General features: G+C 42.9%; 16 protein-coding genes and 4 tRNA genes. 7 read left to right on the forward strand and 13 right to left on the reverse strand.

The window, feature by feature from the left end:
• Positions 1-230 precede the first annotated feature (230 nt).
• Genes RR876_RS12690 through RR876_RS12700 form a run of 3 tightly spaced genes read left to right on the forward strand, consistent with a single transcriptional unit; the run spans position 231 to position 2,447 of the window.
• Complete coding sequence (locus tag RR876_RS12690; RefSeq protein WP_332481897.1) at positions 231-731, forward strand: YfiR family protein; 501 nt, start codon at positions 231-233, stop codon at positions 729-731.
• A 4-nt stretch (positions 732-735) separates the two neighbouring features.
• Positions 736-1,974 (forward strand): diguanylate cyclase, encoded by a 1,239-nt coding sequence (locus RR876_RS12695; RefSeq protein WP_332481896.1) that lies wholly within the window; start codon positions 736-738, stop codon positions 1,972-1,974.
• Positions 1,968-2,447, forward strand: a complete 480-nt coding sequence (locus RR876_RS12700) for an OmpA family protein (RefSeq protein ID WP_332477982.1) — start codon at positions 1,968-1,970, stop codon at positions 2,445-2,447. Before RR876_RS12695 ends, RR876_RS12700 begins: the two co-directional genes overlap by 7 nt.
• Positions 2,448-2,561: 114 nt before the next feature.
• On the opposite strand, the gene RR876_RS12705 is transcribed toward RR876_RS12700, so the two are convergent.
• The 9 genes from RR876_RS12705 to RR876_RS12745 form a co-directional block, all read right to left on the reverse strand.
• A tRNA-Pro gene (locus RR876_RS12705) sits at positions 2,562-2,638 on the reverse strand.
• 18 nt (positions 2,639-2,656) lie between these two features.
• Positions 2,657-2,732, reverse strand: a tRNA-His gene (locus RR876_RS12710).
• A gap of 35 nt (positions 2,733-2,767) precedes the next feature.
• Positions 2,768-2,844, reverse strand: a tRNA-Arg gene (locus RR876_RS12715).
• 46 nt (positions 2,845-2,890) lie between these two features.
• Positions 2,891-2,967, reverse strand: a tRNA-Pro gene (locus RR876_RS12720).
• A 153-nt stretch (positions 2,968-3,120) separates the two neighbouring features.
• Complete coding sequence (gene nadA, locus RR876_RS12725; RefSeq protein WP_332481898.1) at positions 3,121-4,188, reverse strand: quinolinate synthase NadA; 1,068 nt, start codon at positions 4,186-4,188, stop codon at positions 3,121-3,123.
• A gap of 144 nt (positions 4,189-4,332) precedes the next feature.
• A complete protein-coding gene (gene argJ, locus RR876_RS12730) occupies positions 4,333-5,553 on the reverse strand; it encodes a bifunctional glutamate N-acetyltransferase/amino-acid acetyltransferase ArgJ (protein WP_332477981.1) in 1,221 nt (406 codons plus the stop codon).
• A gap of 157 nt (positions 5,554-5,710) precedes the next feature.
• On the reverse strand, positions 5,711-6,058 hold the full coding sequence (locus RR876_RS12735) for a hypothetical protein (protein WP_004983653.1): 348 nt from the start codon (positions 6,056-6,058) through the stop codon (positions 5,711-5,713).
• Positions 6,059-6,250: 192 nt separating this feature from the next.
• Positions 6,251-8,974: a preprotein translocase subunit SecA gene (gene secA / locus RR876_RS12740; protein ID WP_005401950.1), complete on the reverse strand. Its 2,724-nt coding sequence runs from the start codon at positions 8,972-8,974 to the stop codon at positions 6,251-6,253.
• Positions 8,975-9,188: 214 nt separating this feature from the next.
• Positions 9,189-9,614, reverse strand: a complete 426-nt coding sequence (locus RR876_RS12745) for a hypothetical protein (RefSeq protein WP_332477980.1) — start codon at positions 9,612-9,614, stop codon at positions 9,189-9,191.
• 356 nt (positions 9,615-9,970) lie between these two features.
• Between RR876_RS12745 and RR876_RS12750 the strand changes: the two genes are divergently transcribed.
• The 3 genes from RR876_RS12750 (at position 9,971) to RR876_RS12760 (ending at position 12,318) form a co-directional block, all read left to right on the forward strand.
• Positions 9,971-10,612: a peroxiredoxin gene (locus RR876_RS12750; protein WP_332477979.1), complete on the forward strand. Its 642-nt coding sequence runs from the start codon at positions 9,971-9,973 to the stop codon at positions 10,610-10,612.
• A gap of 309 nt (positions 10,613-10,921) precedes the next feature.
• Positions 10,922-11,746, forward strand: a complete 825-nt coding sequence (locus tag RR876_RS12755) for an MBL fold metallo-hydrolase (protein WP_332481895.1) — start codon at positions 10,922-10,924, stop codon at positions 11,744-11,746.
• Positions 11,743-12,318 (forward strand): dual specificity protein phosphatase family protein, encoded by a 576-nt coding sequence (locus tag RR876_RS12760; RefSeq protein WP_332477977.1) that lies wholly within the window; start codon positions 11,743-11,745, stop codon positions 12,316-12,318. The genes RR876_RS12755 and RR876_RS12760 overlap by 4 nt, the downstream gene beginning before the upstream one ends.
• 26 nt (positions 12,319-12,344) lie before the next feature.
• On the opposite strand, the gene RR876_RS12765 is transcribed toward RR876_RS12760, so the two are convergent.
• The 4 genes from RR876_RS12765 to trpA are packed head-to-tail and all read right to left on the reverse strand — an operon-like array spanning position 12,345 to position 16,325.
• Positions 12,345-13,352 carry an SPOR domain-containing protein gene (locus RR876_RS12765; RefSeq protein WP_332477976.1) on the reverse strand — a complete coding sequence of 336 codons (1,008 nt, stop codon included), beginning with the start codon at positions 13,350-13,352 and terminating at the stop codon, positions 12,345-12,347.
• The gene (folC, locus tag RR876_RS12770) at positions 13,349-14,632 is read right to left on the reverse strand and encodes a bifunctional tetrahydrofolate synthase/dihydrofolate synthase (RefSeq protein WP_332477975.1); all 1,284 of its coding nucleotides are present in this window, start codon (positions 14,630-14,632) and stop codon (positions 13,349-13,351) included. Before folC ends, RR876_RS12765 begins: the two co-directional genes overlap by 4 nt.
• Positions 14,629-15,525 (reverse strand): acetyl-CoA carboxylase, carboxyltransferase subunit beta, encoded by an 897-nt coding sequence (gene accD / locus RR876_RS12775; protein ID WP_005401957.1) that lies wholly within the window; start codon positions 15,523-15,525, stop codon positions 14,629-14,631. Before accD ends, folC begins: the two co-directional genes overlap by 4 nt.
• Complete coding sequence (gene trpA / locus RR876_RS12780; protein WP_004983629.1) at positions 15,522-16,325, reverse strand: tryptophan synthase subunit alpha; 804 nt, start codon at positions 16,323-16,325, stop codon at positions 15,522-15,524. The genes accD and trpA overlap by 4 nt, the downstream gene beginning before the upstream one ends.
• A gap of 372 nt (positions 16,326-16,697) precedes the next feature.
• On the opposite strand from trpA, the gene RR876_RS12785 reads away from it, so the two are divergent.
• Entirely contained in the window at positions 16,698-18,029 is a 1,332-nt protein-coding gene (locus RR876_RS12785; protein ID WP_332477974.1) for a Na+/H+ antiporter NhaC family protein, read from the forward strand.
• Positions 18,030-18,039 lie beyond the last annotated feature (10 nt).

Raw genomic sequence — 18,039 nt, forward strand, 5'->3', positions numbered from 1 at the left:
CACTTGGGCTAAATCCTTGTTTCTCAACAAGTTTTAATCAACATCACCGCCGATGGATGTGCATTCTACAGCATTTCTAACCCCTTGCAACACCTTTTTCCATTATTTTACTTCAAGCGCATATTTTTTATTCAAAAATGTGATTTTTGTCGATTATTAAAGCAATTTTAACCATCACTGTTTATTTTTCGTTAAAATAAGCTCACTTTCGCTGCCAAGCAAAATGAATAATGACAGCTTTTAAATACAAAATTTATTTAACTCTATTGTCCTGTTTAATGATTTCTCAGGCACAGGCACAGCCGCAACTAAATCTCCCCGCAACCACATTGACGATTTTGAGCTATGTGCGTTGGAATACACCTACGCCTATTTCTTTATGCATTTTAAATAACAGCCAATTATCCAATCAGTTCATTCAAGTGAATCAGCAACTCAAAAATGCGTATCAAATTCAAGCGGTCAGTTTGTCTGAATTAAATAAGGTTATGTGCAATGCTGTTTTTTTCTCAACCTACACACCACGTGAAGAGCAAAATATTATAAACAACCTAAAAGATGCTCCACTGACTTTTAGCTCCAACAATACTGAATGCGAATTAGGTAGTGCATTTTGCTTATATCAAAACAAAACGCGAACTTCCTTTAAGGTAAACTTGGCCAGCCTGTCCCAGTCCCAAGCACGTGTAGATCCACGTGTTTTATTATTAGCAAAATCTACGGAGCCTTAAGTCAATGTTTCGTAAAAGCTCTAATACGTCCCTACAAAAAATTTTTAGTCAGTCTCAATTGCTGATTTTTGCTCTTACTCTTGGAATTTGTAGTTTAATTTTCGTGGTAATTTCCATCTACACCATGAATACCTACGCCAAGCAAAGCCTCAATATTTTTAGCGCAACCTTAAGTGAGCAAATTCAACCTGCTGTCATTTTTAATGATCGTATTACACTACAGCAAACGCTGAACAATCATATTCAGCAATATCCCATTCGCGCCATTCAAGTCATCAATCTACAAGGAAAACCACTGGCCGAAGCATACAAACCTACACCTGAGTTTGCATGGATGGAAAATCTGTTTGATAAGGTCTTCTTTAAACACCCAGTGACACGCACCATCAAACATCAAAATAACCAGTATGGGACTTTGATCATTTACGGTAGTGCCACTCAACTCATGAGCTTTTTCTTTCAACTCTTGATTTGTCTCTCCGCTGGGATTTTTGTCATCCTGCTGATTATGTTATGGTTGGTACATTCAACATATCAAAAACTGATGCACTCGATTCAACCCATGGTCAATACTGTTGAAAGCCTTAATCTAGATACTCAATATCAAGCACGTCTTCCGTCATCCCCCATTTATGAATTTCGCGTGATCAGTGGTGCATTTAATAATTTATTAGATAAGGTGCAGCGCACCAATGAAAAACTACAAAGCGAAAACTCTCAGTTATCACATCAAGCATTGCATGATCAGTTAACCGAACTCCCGAATCGTCATTATTTTTACAATATTTTGTTCAATCAATTTGAGCACCCTGAGAAAAACCAGACAGCTCTTTTTTTTATCGACAACAATAACTTTAAAAACATTAATGATGTTTATGGACACTTAGCAGGTGATGCCGTGCTCAAAGAAATGGCGCAACGCTTAAAAAAGAATGTCCGAAGCCACGATGTGGTAGCACGATTAGGTGGTGATGAGTTTGCCATCCTCATTCGCAATATTAAACATTATGATCACTTAGAACTAATTTGCGAGCATTTAATCGAATGCAGTAAAGCCCCGTTATCTTTTGATCAACAACAGATTCATTTTAGTTTCAGTATTGGTGTTGCTTTCTCAAAATGTGCAACAACACCGGAAGATTTGATTGCTGAAGCAGACAATGCCATGTATAAAGCCAAAAACTTAGCTCAAGGGTGGTACATCACACCTTGCCTAAATCCTGATCAGGAATCCTCATGTTAAAACATCTTTGTAAATTTATGCTTATCGCAGGTCTTATCACTGCTTTATCTGGCTGTCTCAGTTTAGGGCACCTCAACTATAAACAAGCGCGTATGCTGAAGAAACAAGGCTTTACCCTGACTGAAGAAGGCTGGACACTGAGACTGCCTGAAAAGTTATTGTTTGGTTTTGACCAATCCGACATTCAAGCTTCTCAAAAACCTGCACTCGAAGCGCTTTCTAAACAGTTGCAGCAGTATAATTTGAATAAAATTAAAGTAGTTGGACATACGGACAATATTGGTGACCCAAGCTACAACCAAACACTCTCAGAGAAACGCGCATCAACAGTTAGCCAGATTTTTATCGAAACAGGGTTTAAAACTCAAAATATTCAGAGTATGGGTCGCGGCGTATCACAACCTCTGGTAGAAAATAACAGCGAGGAAAATCGAGCGCTGAATCGTCGTGTAAATATTATTATTATTCCTTAAGCATTTCTGTTTTATCTTGAGCCTTCGTCACGAAGGCTTTTTTCTGTATTTACTAAATTTCAGGCATAAAAAAACCGCTTAATGCGGTATCTTTATCTCGACCATTTCAATAAATGGTCGGAGCAGTAGGATTCGAACCTACGACCCCCTGGTCCCAAACCAGGTGCACTACCAGGCTGTGCTATGCTCCGATTTCAACTTTTTAAAGTTGGGGTGAATGACGGGATTCGAACCCGCGACAACTGGAATCACAATCCAGGGCTCTACCAACTGAGCTACATCCACCATAACGTGTCGGTTCTTAATACCAAGCTACCTAATGGCGCGCCTGACAGGATTCGAACCTGTGACCATCCGCTTAGAAGGCGGATGCTCTATCCAACTGAGCTACAGGCGCATGACCAATAATACGAGGTATTATGGATAACCTTGCCTTGAAGAATTGGTCGGAGCAGTAGGATTCGAACCTACGACCCCCTGGTCCCAAACCAGGTGCACTACCAGGCTGTGCTATGCTCCGATTCATCTCAGCTTTTGTATCGAACATCTCGTTCGGTACGGTGTGCATTCTAGGCGTGACGCTTGATAACGTCAACACCTATATTTAAAAAAAATAAAAAAATCACGTCAAATGTATATTAATCAAGCATTTCAGGCATTTTTTATACAAATTTTAACGTTTTAGCGATGCACTGAAATCCAACATGCGATCTAAAGGTAATTTCGCACGCTCAGCAAGTGCCGGGTCTACAAATATTTCCTGATCGCCACGCTGTAATACCTCTAAAATACCATCCAGCTCATTCATAGCCATCCATGGACAGTGTGCACAAGAACGACAGGTTGCACCCTCTCCGGCTGTTGGTGCTTCAACCAAAATTTTGTTGGGCACCGCTTGTTGCATTTTGTAGAAAATACCCCGATCTGTTGCCACAATCAGTCGTTCATTTGGCAAAGTTTGCGCAGCTTTAATTAGTTGTGACGTACTTCCAACGGCATCAGCAACATCCACCACTGACTCAGGTGACTCAGGATGTACCAGAACCGCAGCATCAGGATAAAGCGCCTTCATTTGTGCAATGCCACGTGCACGAAATTCTTCATGCACAATACAAGCACCATCCCAAAGCAACATGTCTGCGCCTGTTTTCTTTTGGATATAACGACCTAAATGCTGATCAGGCGCCCAAATAATCTTTTCACCTAAACTGTCTAGATGCTCAATAATTTCGACCGCACAACTTGAAGTCACCACCCAATCAGCACGGGCTTTAACGGCTGCTGAAGTGTTGGCATAGACCACTACCTTATGGTCTGGATGGGCATCACAAAACTGACTAAATTCTTCAACAGGACAACCCAAATCTAAAGAACATGTGGCCTCTAAAGTTGGCATCAGAATGGTTTTATTCGGTGATAAAATTTTTGAGGTTTCACCCATAAATTTAACCCCCGCCACCACCAAGGTCGATGCTGGATGATCACGACCAAAACGTGCCATTTCCAATGAATCGGATACACAGCCACCACTTAACTCTGCTAATTCCTGCACTTCAGGATCGCAATAGTAGTGCGCTACCAATACCGCATCGCGCTTTTTCAACTCAGCCAAGATTAAAGCAAATTTTTCTTGCTTTACTTCTTCACTGAGCTTTGAGTCTTTGGTTTCACCCAAACGGTCCAAATGCGCCTGCACAATTGATTTTGCGTCATTGGCAATTAAATTGGTCGCATTGTTCATCATTCATTCATCCCTTCATGCTTGTCGGCAAGCAAGTCCCGCACTTAATTTATTGGCCAAATGGCTTCTCGGCTTTTGACCAATCATTCAAAAGTTCTTATGGTAAAAAAGCCTCCAAAGGAGGCTTTTTAAAACTCGTTAAGATTAAGAGCGATAATCCGCATTAATCTTCACATAGTCATAAGATAAGTCACAGGTATACACTGTGTCTTTCGCTGCCCCACGTCCTAGATCTACACGAATGGTCATTTCAGCTTGTGACATTACACGAGCACCTTCCGCTTCCGTGTAATCGGCAGCTGCGCCACCATCCTTACAGATTTGCACATCATCTAACCAAACTTGGATTTTTTCAACATCTAAATTTTTTACCCCTGCATAACCAATCGCAGCCAAGATACGCCCCCAGTTCGGATCGGAGGCAAAAATCGCGGTTTTAACCAAAGGTGAATGCGCAATACTATAAGCAATATCACAGCATTCTTGCGTGTCATACCCACCTTCAACTGCAACCGTAATAAACTTGGTTGCTCCTTCACCATCACGCACAATCAACTGTGCAAGGCGTTTCATCATACGCGTGAGCACATCTAACACTACAGTATAACGTGCATCTTGGGTTGAGGTGATTTCAACACCACCCGCTTGCCCCGTAGCTGCCAAGATACAGGAGTCATTGGTTGAAGTATCACCATCAATGGTAATTCGGTTGAACGAAACATTAACCGTTTCGCTCAATAGTTGCTGAACCAACTCGCGGCTGATAGGTGCATCGGTTGCAACATAGCCCAACATCGTCGCCATGTTGGGACGAATCATGCCTGCGCCTTTAGAAATACCAGTCATGGTATACGTGACGCCATCCAATTCGAATTGCTCAGATGCGCCTTTCGGTGTGGTGTCTGTGGTCATAATCCCAGTAGCAGCATCACCCCAAGCATCAGGACTCAAACTATTTAATGCAGGCTGTAATCCATTTAACAAACGCTCCAACGGCAATTGTTCACCAATCACCCCTGTTGAAAACGGTAACACTTCCGTTGCTTGCACACTGGCAAGCTCAGCCAATTTTGCACAAGTACGCTCAGCATTCAGCATGCCTGTCTTGCCTGTACCTGCATTGGCATTACCGGTGTTAATAATGAGGTAGCGCGGATTCGCCACGTGTAAGTGCGCTTTTGACACATGCACGGGCGCTGCACAGAACGCATTTTGAGTGAAAACACCCGCAACATTCGTTCCTTCAGCAAATTCGAAAATGACAAGATCACGTCGGTTCTGATAGCGCACATAAGCTTCAGCCGTTCCGATTCTCACCCCTTTCACCACGTGCATTTGTGGCATTGATACGTCACCTACTGGCATTTTAAACGTCCAATTCATTTGTTAGAAAAAACACAGCTTATTAGAATTTTCAGAAAAAATCGAGCAGAAGACTTTGTTTGCTTTAACTTTTCAATGCACACTCATTTTTGACATAAAAAAACCAATCCGAAGATTGGTTTTATGCAGCAGCATTTGATTAATTTGAAGCAAGCTGTGCTGAGCTAGACAAAAGCGCTTGTTTAGCATTTTCTTGACTTACAGGAGAAAGCGCTGGGTTTGAAGCCACAATACGGTTCACCGTTGCGGCATTTACAGGAGCAATAGCAGCCGTTTGCAGAACCACTGGGCGTTGATTTGGATTGGCAAAGGTATAACGAATCCCTGTACGCGGACTTTGTACCGTAATATTGCCATTGGCTTGTGCCGCAGGTGCTGTGGTTGCACCGCGCGCTTGTTGAACTTTAGCTGCGGTAGTGGTATCTGCAAATGCAAAAGTTGGAAGCGCTAAAGCTACAATCATGATTGGTTTTAATACTTTTTTCATTGTCTTTCCACTTTAGAGGTTTAGATGATGAGCAACTAAATAGCATTTAATGCCTAACACTGCAAATGCTATTCACATTATGCAACGCTTTAGCTGTAATCAGAATCGTATTTGGATTGATCTTAACGTCAATTTTTCAGTCATATCAATAAAAAGCAGAACCGAAGTTCTGCTTTTTCACTCGTTCACAGTTTAGATTTTACCGTGACACTGTTTGTATTTTAAGCCTGAACCACATGGGCAAGGCGCGTTACGACTCGCAGGTGCAGCAAACTCTTCTACTGGCTCGTACTGTGCATCTACTTCTGCGAAGTGGCTTTGATCATCGGCCAACAAACCATCAAAGTCTGCATGCGACAAGTTCAATTGCATCGCTTCAGCTTGAGCTTGCTTTTGAGCTTCCATTTCAGCCAGCTCTTCAGCCGTTGGCACATGTACGCGAGATAAGTCAGTCACAACATCTGATTTGATAATCGCCAACATATTTACAAATAAGTTATACGCTTCTTTTTTGTATTCTTGCTCAGGATTTTTCTGTGCATAGCCACGTAAGTGAATGCCTTGACGTAAATAATCCATCGCCGCCAAGTGATCTTTCCAGTGGCGATCCAGCGAGTTCAGCATGAAGTGACGCTCCAGCATAACTGCTGTTTCATCGCCCATTTGCTCACGGCGGCTACGGTAGCGCTGTACCACTTCATCAGTAATACGCTCAACCAAAGACTCTTCATCTAAACGACGGTCATCTTCCAACCATTGGTTGATTGGCAAATCAATCGCAAGGTCTTCACGTAACGCTTTTTCAAGCCCATCAATATCCCATTGGTCATGAATTGACTCAGGTGGAATATAGTTAGAAATCACGCCTTTCATCACATCACGTTGCATCTCTTCGATGTAATCTTGCAATGTACTTTCAGCCAAAACTTCATCACGTTGCGAGTAAATAATCTTACGCTGTTCGTTGTTGACGTCATCGTATTTCAATAAGTTCTTACGAATATCGAAGTTACGTGCTTCAACTTTACGCTGCGCATTTTCAATCGAACGTGACACCATTTTATGCTCAATGGCTTCATCTTCTTGTAAGCCCATCGCACGCATCATGCCCACAACACGATCACCCGCAAAGATACGCATTAAGTCATCTTCAAGGGACAAGTAGAAACGTGACACACCAGGGTCACCCTGACGACCTGCACGACCACGAAGCTGATTATCAATACGACGTGATTCGTGACGCTCAGAACCAATGATGTGTAAGCCACCAGAACTCAATACCATTTCATGGCTTTGTTCCCATTCAGCTTTTAAGCGCGCTTCATCTTCAGGGGTTGGGTTTTCAATTTTTGCCAGTAAAGCTTTCCAGTTACCACCGAGCAGAATGTCTGTACCACGACCTGCCATGTTGGTTGCAATGGTTACTGCTCGCGGTGCACCCGCTTGCGCAATAATATCCGCTTCACGTTCGTGTTGTTTCGCATTCAACACTTCGTGCTGAATACCGGCATCACGTAATTTATCAGAAAGAATCTCAGAAGCTTCAATGGTTGCTGTACCAATCAAAATTGGTGCGACACCAGACTCATGCACGCGTTGAATTTCTTGAATAATCGCATTGTATTTACCATTACGATTTAAATAGATTAAATCGTTTTGGTCGAGACGAACCATTGGACGGTGCGTCGGAATGATCACCACGTCTAGACCATAAATTTCTTTCATTTCCGCTGCTTCAGTATCGGCTGTACCGGTCATACCTGAAAGTTTTTTGTATAGGCGGAAATAGTTCTGGAAGGTCGTGGTTGCGAGCGTTTGGTTTTCAGGCTGGATTTCTAAGCCTTCTTTTGCTTCAACTGCTTGGTGTAAACCTTCTGACCAGCGACGACCTGGCATGGTACGTCCTGTGTTTTCATCGACAATAATCACTTCACCATCATTGATGATGTAATGCACATTGCGTTGATACAAGTAATGCGCACGAATGGCAGCGGTAACATGATGAACCAAGTTCAAATTGGTCGATGAATACAGGCTTTCACCTTCAGCCAACAAGCCCATCTCAATCAGTTCATTTTCAACCGTTTCAAAACCAATTTCTGTCATTTCAACAGAACGTTGTTTTTCATCAATCCAGAAATGACCGCCATCCGCGACTTTTTCTTCTTTCTGCGCATGCAGTTTCGGTGGGATGCTATTGATTGCAGCATACAACTGTGAAGAATCATCACTTTGACCTGAAATAATCAAAGGCGTACGCGCTTCATCAATTAAGATCGAATCGACTTCATCGATAATGGCATAGATCAAACCACGTTGTTTTTTCTCAGCAAGCGAGAACACCATGTTATCACGTAGATAGTCAAAGCCAAATTCGTTGTTTGTACCGTAGGTAATATCGGCACGATAGGCTTCAGCTTTCTCTGTTGGATCTTGCATGGAATAGATAATCCCGATGCTTAAACCCAAAAATTCAAATAGCGGACGGTTTAATTCAGCATCACGCTGTGCCAAGTAGTCATTCACGGTAATGACGTGAACACCTTGAGCACTAATCGCGTTTAAATAACACGCCAAGGTACCCATCAGGGTTTTACCTTCACCTGTACGCATCTCCGCAATTTTACCTTCGTGTAAGGTAATACCACCGATCAACTGTACATCGTAATGACGCATGCCCATTACACGCTTAGCTGCTTCACGGCAGACGGCAAATGCTTCTGGGAGTAATTTATCGAGGCTTTCGCCCTTGTTATATCGTTGTTTAAATTCTTCAGTTTTTGCAGATAAGTCTGCATCGCCAAGAGCGGATATCGTCGGCTCGAGCGCATTAATCTTGTCTACGATTTTACGCATGCGTTTGAGTTCGCGCTCATTTTTGGTACCGAAGATTCCTCCGATCAGACTTGCCAACATGAATAGACTCTCTAAATCTTGCTTGTCAAATGAATATGTTTTCTTAGTCGTTATTATGGTGCTAGAAATTTGAAGTACAAGGGCTTTACACAAAACCATTTAAAAAATCTATTCATTGTTTCTAGCCCGTCGAATCTAAGGCAAACTAATGTAACAAATTTTAAACAGCCGACATAGAGATTTCATCCGAACTCATCAGGATTCACGGTCTTTTTTAAAGTAGTGACTTTAATTGTTTGCAGTTATTCAAGGTTTTGCTTTCAAGCGCTTGATTTTGCCGCAGCGAAGCTTTCACCCCGTTGTTGGGTTGATTTGGATTCATGCTCTGTAGAAAACCCAAGAGTTGTTCATCATTGACCCGCATCGCGGTGAGAATCGGAACGAGCTGTACGCAGGTAATATTATAGACATTACTCGCATTCGTATTCTGACCTTGAGCCAACTCACGCTCGAGAGCCTGTGAAAGGGTCGCTTTACGCTGTTTGATGCTTTTTTGAGATGCTAGATATTGATCTGTGATTTGTTGTGGTGTTTGATGGGAGGTACTCACTTGGGCTTGTTTCAATTGCCCACCATTCTGCGCATGGGTTGAAGCGACCCCACACAGCAGAAAAGTCAGGGCGATACCTATTTTTTTCATTGTTCTAATACTCAAGTTTTTTATACTTTGTGAAATTACTTTAAGAAACAACTACAAATCAATCATAAAAATAATTATAGCTCATAATAAACCGATCGTATGCACGATCAATTCTATAGAGCGACCCCCTTCAGAAGCAGAAATAATCTCATCTAAACACCGTTACCAAATATGCAAATAAGCGGTCTCTAGAGCAACCATGAAGGTCATCTTTGACATACCCAAATACTTAACAGCTATCCGACCAATTATGAGTATTTTGTATAAACAAATAATAAAACACTATTTTTCATGCAAAAGAAATTGCGCCATAGTGATGTTCATTCCATAGACATAAAGATAATTTGAGGTTCAACATGAGTTTACGTTTAGGCGACATCGCACCCAATTTCCAACAAGCATCAAGTGCAGGCGAAATCGATTTTTATCAATTTTTAGGCGATAGCTGGGGAGTATTGTTTTCACATCCTGCTGACTACACGCCAGTATGTACCACCGAGCTTGGCTTTACCGCAAAACTCAAAGATGAATTTGAAAAACGTGGGGTAAAAGCCATTGCCCTCTCAGTCGATGATGTCGAGTCACATCAGGGTTGGATCAAAGACATCAATGAAACCCAAAATACTACGGTGAACTTCCCAATCATTGCCGACCAAGACCGTAAAGTGTCTGAGCTATATGGTTTTATCCATCCCAATGCCAGTGAAACATTAACAGTTCGCTCTTTAGTGATTATCGACCCAAACAAAAAAGTCCGTTTGATTATCACTTATCCTGCATCAACAGGTCGTAATTTCCATGAAATCTTACGCGTGATTGACTCACTGCAACTGACCGATCATCACAAGGTTGCAACTCCTGCGAACTGGCAACAAGGTGAGGATGTGGTGATTGCGCCATCACTCAAAGATGAAGCTGAAATCGCACAGCGCTTTCCGAAAGGCTATAAGGCCATCACGCCGTATTTACGCCTGACTCCACAGCCTGAGCAAGGATAAAATACTCTGCCCTTGTCGCAGACAAGCGAAGCCCGAAGTTTTGACCGAACAGCCCCATTGAAAACAAAAATGGGGCACTGAACTCCAAGCAATCCAAAGAGGAACCTAAACAATAAAAATACGTTCTGAGTCACCTTGTATGATCGTTTCAAACTCCAATGACGAGCCGAGTTTGAACTTTTGAAAGCCTGTCAATCGACAGGCTTTTTTCCGCTTAAAGCACGCACACATGACTCTTTAACAAAATCAAACTGTTAAAACTCAAATCTTCCGCTATAACAGTCAAAACAATACGATAAAAATGACTTTATGATCTATAACATTCACCATTTACATTGCGGCACCATGTGTCCAGTGTGTGCCCCACTCTTTGGTCAAAAAGGTTTTCAAGCTAAGGTGGTATGCCATTGTCTTTTGGTTGAAACAGATCAAGGGCTGGTGCTGATTGATACGGGCTTAGGCATACAGGACTATCTATACACCAAGCAGCGTTTAGGGCAGTTGGTGGCTCGAATTGGAAAAATTGAACAAAACTTAGAATTAACCGCAATTGCACAAATCCAAAAACTTGGCTTTAGCCCAAAGGATGTCAAACACATTTTGGTTTCACATCTGGATTTTGACCATGCGGGTGGCATTTCCGACTTTCCCAATGCAACAGTACATATCCTGTCTAACGAATATAATGCGGCACAAAATTTAAAATCATTTAAAAATACAGCCCGTTATAAAACACAACAATTTCAGCAGCATCGTCATTGGCACTTTATCGAGCCGATCCACGGTGACGCATGGTTTAATTTGACTCAAGTGCAAGGGTTTGACTTATTTCATGATGAGATTCTTTTGATTCCACTGTTTGGGCATACTGAAGGTCACTGTGGCATTGCCATTAAAACCCAACAAGGTTGGAAACTCTTCTGCGGGGATGCCTACTACTCCCACCTAGAGCTTAACCCTCAAAATAAACTTCGCAGCTTAAATGCTTTGGAAGTATTTTTTGCCGAAGATAACTCACAGCGCTTAAGCAACCTGCATAAGATTCAACAATTGGCACAGTCTGAACCAAGTATCGAAATCTTTTGTGCGCATGACCCTGTTGAACTTTCACACCATCAGAGCCTGATCCTATGACCAAATATCTTGTTATGCTTTCTCTTTGTATCAGTGTTTCTGGCTGTATGACTACGCCTGCGCTGCCCGAGACAGAGCGTCCACAACACTGGGGGCAGTCGATCCAACCTGCGCATAATTTCTATCAAATCAGTGAAACTGTTTTTCGTAGTGAGCAACCCGATCAAGATTTAGTTCAGAGTTTAAAAGCACAGAAAATTGATGTGATTATTAACTTACGCTCCCGCAATCAAGACCTGAAAAAACTGTCCAACCAAGGATTTGAATTGGTGCACATCCCGATTCATACATGGGCAATTGACCGAGAAGATTTGCTAAAAGTAATGCAGAAAATTCAACATGCGGAGCAAAACCAGCAAAAAGTTTTATTGCATTGCTACCATGGTTCAGACCGTACAGGCGCCAGTGTGGCTATGTACCGCATTATTTTTCAAAACTGGTCTACCGCAGATGCCTTGGCTGAGATGAAACATGGCGGTTATGGTTTTCATCCGATTTGGCAAAATATCGAGCCTTTATTTAGCCCCGAAAATATAAAATGGATTCAACAGCAACTGTTGAATCCATCTTAGGGAAGGCAATTGGATTAAACCCGATCTTAACGTTTGTCGAGTGGCACCCAGTCAATCACCCATGCTGACTTCATGCCAAGGCTCGCATCTGAAGTAATCTTCTTGCGGGCTGCATCGGCAGTATCACGGTCTTTAGATGGCCCCACCATAATTCGCACACCTTTAGAGGTTGGACTTTTAGTGACCTTATAGCCCTTGGCACGAAGCTTAGCAGCCAGTGCATCCGCATTGGCTTCATTGGCAGCCAATGCCACCTGTACCATCCACTGCTTATCGCCATGTTCAAGCAAATCACGCGCTTTCTCAGCTTCCACCTTTTTCTTGGCTTCATCAGCTTTACGCTTTTCATCTGCCTTACGTTTGTCTTCCGCTTTTTTCTCAGCATCTGCTTTACGTTCAGCTTCTTTTTTCGCTTCAGCCTTACGCTCGTCTTCTGCTTTACGTTTAGCCTCTGCTTCTCGTTTAGCTTTATCTTCAAGTGCTTGCTTTTCTGCTAAGGCTTTTTGCTCAGCCAGTTTTTTTGTAGCCGCTGCTTTTTCTGCTTCAGTACGTGCTTGCAGCTTTTGCTGTTCCAACTTCTTTAGCTCAGCGGCTTTATCCGCAGCCATTCGCTGTTGCTTAGCTTTTTCATCTTCAACCAATTCTGGTGGAATGTTATCCGAGCTTTGCTGTGCAGCATTACGGTGTGCATTTAACGCGGCATATTCTTCCGCTGCTTTACGTGCAGCATCTGCTTCGGCTTGCTGTTGCATTGCTAAAAATTCGGCCGCACGAGCTTCTTGTTCAGCAACCGATTTTTCACGTGCTACACGTTGTTGTTCCAGTAAACGCTTTTCTGTTTCAACATCGACCGTTAACGGCTGAAGTTGAACCAACTCACCTTCGGCATTGCGTTGCACATTTTGTGTGACTAGCTCTGGTGTTTTAATATTATTTTGATGTATTTCTTCTTTGCCTTTAAGCAGTAATGCCGCCAAAAGGACACCACCACCTAATAAAACAACGCCACCCATCCAACGTTGTTTGCTATTCATTGACATTCTTCCAAATACTCCCATACCGCTTCTAATGTATGAAATGAACCACATACCAAAATCAGCTGATTATTCTTTGTTTCGTCGAGCGCTGATTTAAAAGCCAATTTCACACTGTCAAAGTGCTGCACATGTTGCCCTTGCAGCGCTTGATCCAATTGTTCAATTGGAGCTGCACGCGGGACAGTTAATGCCGCAATTTTCCACATTTGTATGGAGTCTTTCAATAACTCTGTGACAGATTTCACATCTTTATCTGCCAACATCGAGAAAACACTGACTACTTCAGTGTACTGTTTATTGTATTTTAGGAAATTTCGCAATTGATTTAATAAAAAAGCAACACCATGCGGGTTATGCCCTGCATCAAAAATCACCGTTTTGTTCTGTATTTGGCGAATTTCAAAACGACCTTGCAATTTTGCATTTTGAATTCCTTCAGAAATAGCCGCTTGAGTGACCGTTAAACCACTCAATAAAACAGCAGCAACAGCTGTTGAAATATTCTCAACCGCCAATGTGCCGAGCGGTAAATTTAAAGTGGTGCCGCTGGATGCAAACATCCATGACTGACTATGTTCACTGCGTTGATAAAAATAGTCACGATTCACTGCATAAAGTTTTGCAGCACAAGCATCCGCTTTATCGATAATCGCTTGAGGGATTTGTTGTAAGCCACCAAACACAACAGGAATATTGGGACGGATAATGCCAGCTTTTTCAAAGGCAATCTTTTCGATGGTATCGCCCAGCCAGTCAGTATGGTCTAAACCAATATTGGTGATCACCGCAACATCGGGTTCAATCACGTTGACCACATCTAAACGACCGCCCAGCCCCACTTCAAGCACCCAAACATCACATGCTTGGTCTTTAAAAATGACAAAAGCCGCGAGTGTGGTCGCCTCAAAAAACGAGAGGCTTAAATCACAATCACGGCGCGCTTGATCCACTTGTACAAAAGCATTGACCAAGCTTTGGTTATCGACCTCTACACCACGCAATTTAACCCGTTCATTAAAACGATAAATATGTGGTGACTGATACAGTCCCACCTTATAGCCTTGCGCATTTAAAATGGCAGCCAGTGTGGTGGTGGTCGAACCTTTTCCATTGGTTCCCGCTACGGTTAAAACTTTGGCATCGGGACGCGTCACACCGAGCTTTTCAGCTACAGGAATGACCCGTTCCAATCCTAAATCAATCCCCGTAACATGAACATGGCCCCAATAATCGAGCCATGTTTCTAAAGAGTCTGTTGCAAGTGGTGCTGTGTTCAAGACAAATTCATCAGTTTCGCGACAATACGATAAACTGTATCACGTAATGCGTGACGGTGAACAATTTGATCGATTACACCATGATCAAGCAAGTATTCCGCACGCTGGAACGGCTCTTCTAGCTTTTCACGCACAGTTTGTTCGATCACGCGTTTACCAGCGAAACCAATCATCGCTTTCGGCTCAGCAATATGTACATCACCGAGCATCGCTAGAGATGCGGTTACACCACCATAAACAGGATGCGTCAACACCACTAAGTATGGTAGGCCAGCATCTTTCATTTTTTGAATGGCCGCTGAAGTACGCGCCATTTGCATCAAAGACAACATACCTTCTTGCATACGCGCACCGCCTGAAGCAGCAAAGCAAATCAGAGGTTGCTTGTCCGCAATGGCTTTTTCAGCCGCTTGCACAAAACGGTCACCAACAACTGTACCCATTGAGCCGCCCATGAAGTCAAATTCAAAGGCACAGGCAATCAAAGGAATACCTTTGAGTAAACCTTGCATCACCACCAAGGCTTCAGTTTCACCTGTTTTGGTCTGCGCTTCACTCATACGCGCTGGATATGGCTTTGAATCGACAAATTTCAACGGATCTTTGGCTTTAAATTCTTGTCCCAATTCTGTTTGCACTTGGTCAAAGAACCAATTCAAACGATCACGGGCTTTCATACGCAAATGTTCATCACACTGAGGGCAAACATAAGCGTTAAATGACATTGCAGTACGTGTAACAAGTGCATGGCACTCAGGGCATTCAATCGTTGGTTCTGTAAACGTCGCCTTGAGTGAGGTTTGCTCATCAGGTACTTGAATACCGGGTACACCACGTTCAGTCCATGGCGTCGATGGGCTTAGGATTTTCCCTGATTTAACATCTTGACTCATACTAACTCATCGAGCGCTGCTCGAAGCTCCTTGACTTTATTAACCGTTTCAACCACGGCTTGTTCTGGCGCTAAGCTTGCAAATTGCTTAACAAAAGCACTACCAACAATCACAGCATCAGCCACTCCGCCCATTGCTTTGGCAGATGTCGCATCACTGATCCCAAAACCAACACCGACAGGAATATCTGTTTCTGCTTTAATTTTAGCAATTCGGTTTGCAGCTTCAGCAACGTCTAAAGTTGCTGCACCTGTGACCCCTTTTAAAGACACGTAATAGATGAAACCACTCGCCTGTTTCACCACATGTTTAATGCGTTCGTCCGTTGAGGTTGGCGCTAGTAAAAAGATTTGATCCATATCAAATTGCTTCAATACAACATCAAGCTCTGCTGCTTCTTCTGGTGGTAAGTCCACCAGTAGAATGCCATCGACACCACATGCATGCGCAGTCGATACAAACTTTTCATAACCAATGACTTCAACTGGATTCAGATAACCCATCAATACGACTGGAGTCTCTTGATCCTTTTGACGGAACTCTTTGACCATATTCAAAGCATCTAAGGTATTGGTGCCACCTGCCAATGCGCGTTCTGCTGCAAGGGCAATCACAGGACCATCTGCCATAGGGTCTGAAAATGGAAGACCGAGTTCAATCACATCTACACCCGCCTCGACCATCTGATGTAACAAAGGAACTGTTACCTGTGGATGAGGGTCACCAGCCATAACATAAGAAACCAAAGCTTTACGCTGTTGAGATTTAAGCTGTCCAAAACGAGTGGCTAAACGTGACATAGGGTTGTGCTTTCCTTAACTTGTTTAAAATTAAAACTACTGAGGAGTTGGCTTTGTAAAAATACAAGACGCTGCATTGTAACGCTATTTTTTACTCATTGAATAGAGCACATCGCGTTCGCGTTCCAATTCATTTTTCGTCAAATATTTTCAGAACAACCGTAAAGCACCATTTACTGATATTTCGGTTTTTTTCTCAATGATCAAAGATGCCTAATTTTAGGAAATACCAAAATGTCTAAGTTTTAGATAAACTTATTTTTATTTACAAAAAAATGATAAAAATAGACGGCTTAGCTTTTACATTTAAAGTTTTATGAAATAGCAAAACCTGCATTATACTACGCACATTCTTTCATTTCCCTATCTCCTATGACCACCGATAACTCAGGTTTAGTGCAAGCACGTGCGCTTGCGCTGTTACCGCTTATTGTTTTTTTAGCCATTTTCTTAGGCAGTGGTATTTACCATTCTGTGATTGGAACCGAGTTTGCGTTCTATCAAATGAAAGCGCCTGTTGCGGCCATTCCTGCCATTATTTTTGCGGTGTTGATTTATCGCGGTGAGCTGAATCAAGGCATCGAAACCTTTCTGCGCGGTGCAAGTCACCCGAACCTTATCTTGATGTTCATGGTGTTCATGCTGGCAGGTGCATTTGCCAGTACTACCAGTGCCATTGGCAGTGTAGATGCCACAGTGCAAATGGGCTTGTCTGCGATTCCACCAGCCTTTGTGCTGCCCATGCTATTTATTATTTCAGCGTTTATTGCAACGGCAATGGGCACCTCGATGGGCACCATCGCGGCCTGCGCCCCCATTGCCTTTGGTTTCTCTCAAGCCACTGATATTGCCGCAGTCTATGCCATAGGTGCGGTCGTAGGCGGTGCGATGTTTGGTGATAACCTGTCGATGATTTCGGATACCACCATTGCAGCCACCACCAGTCAAAAAGTTCAGCTTCGAGACAAGTTTCGCGTCAATGTCTGGATTGCAGTACCTGCAGCTTTAGTCACGATCGCGATTTATGTCTTTAGCATCCATCAAACCGAAACCATTCAATCCAAAGACTTTAATCCTTGGCTAGTGTTGCCCTATGTGGTGGTGTTTTTCCTCGCCTTCAGTCGTTTACACGTGCTTGCAGTACTTACAGTCGGCGTGGTGCTCTCTGGGGTGATGGGACTGATTGCACAACCAGAATTTACCGTCATTCAACTCAACACAGCCATCTATGATGGTTTTGTCGGTATGTTTGAAGTCGCGTTACTGTCGATGTTCTTGGGCGGTCTTTCGACCATTATGCAAAAAGAAGGCGGACTCGACTGGCTTATTCAACGCATTTACCGCCTCACCCGTTTATTCAAAGTCGGTCGCGAGCGAGCAGGTGAAATCGGATTGAGCTTTTTAGTGGTGTTTTCCAACATTTTTGTGGCCAACAACACTGTAGCGATTATTTTATCGGGCGATATGGCACGTGAAGTCGCGAAAGAATATGGCGTAGACCCCAAACGTGCAGCCGCTTTGCTCGATATCTTTTCATGTGTTGTACAAGGGCTTATCCCCTATGGCGCACAGCTTCTATTGGCCTGCTCGATTGCAAAGCTTTCGCCTGTTGAACTCATCGGCAGCATTTACTACTGTTGGATACTGGCGATCTTTGCCATCCTTGCAATTGCATTCCGTTTTCCACGACTGAAATCAGTCTAGTCATTTCATA

Source organism: Acinetobacter sp., assembly GCF_036666595.1.
Lineage (GTDB): Bacteria > Pseudomonadota > Gammaproteobacteria > Pseudomonadales > Moraxellaceae > Acinetobacter.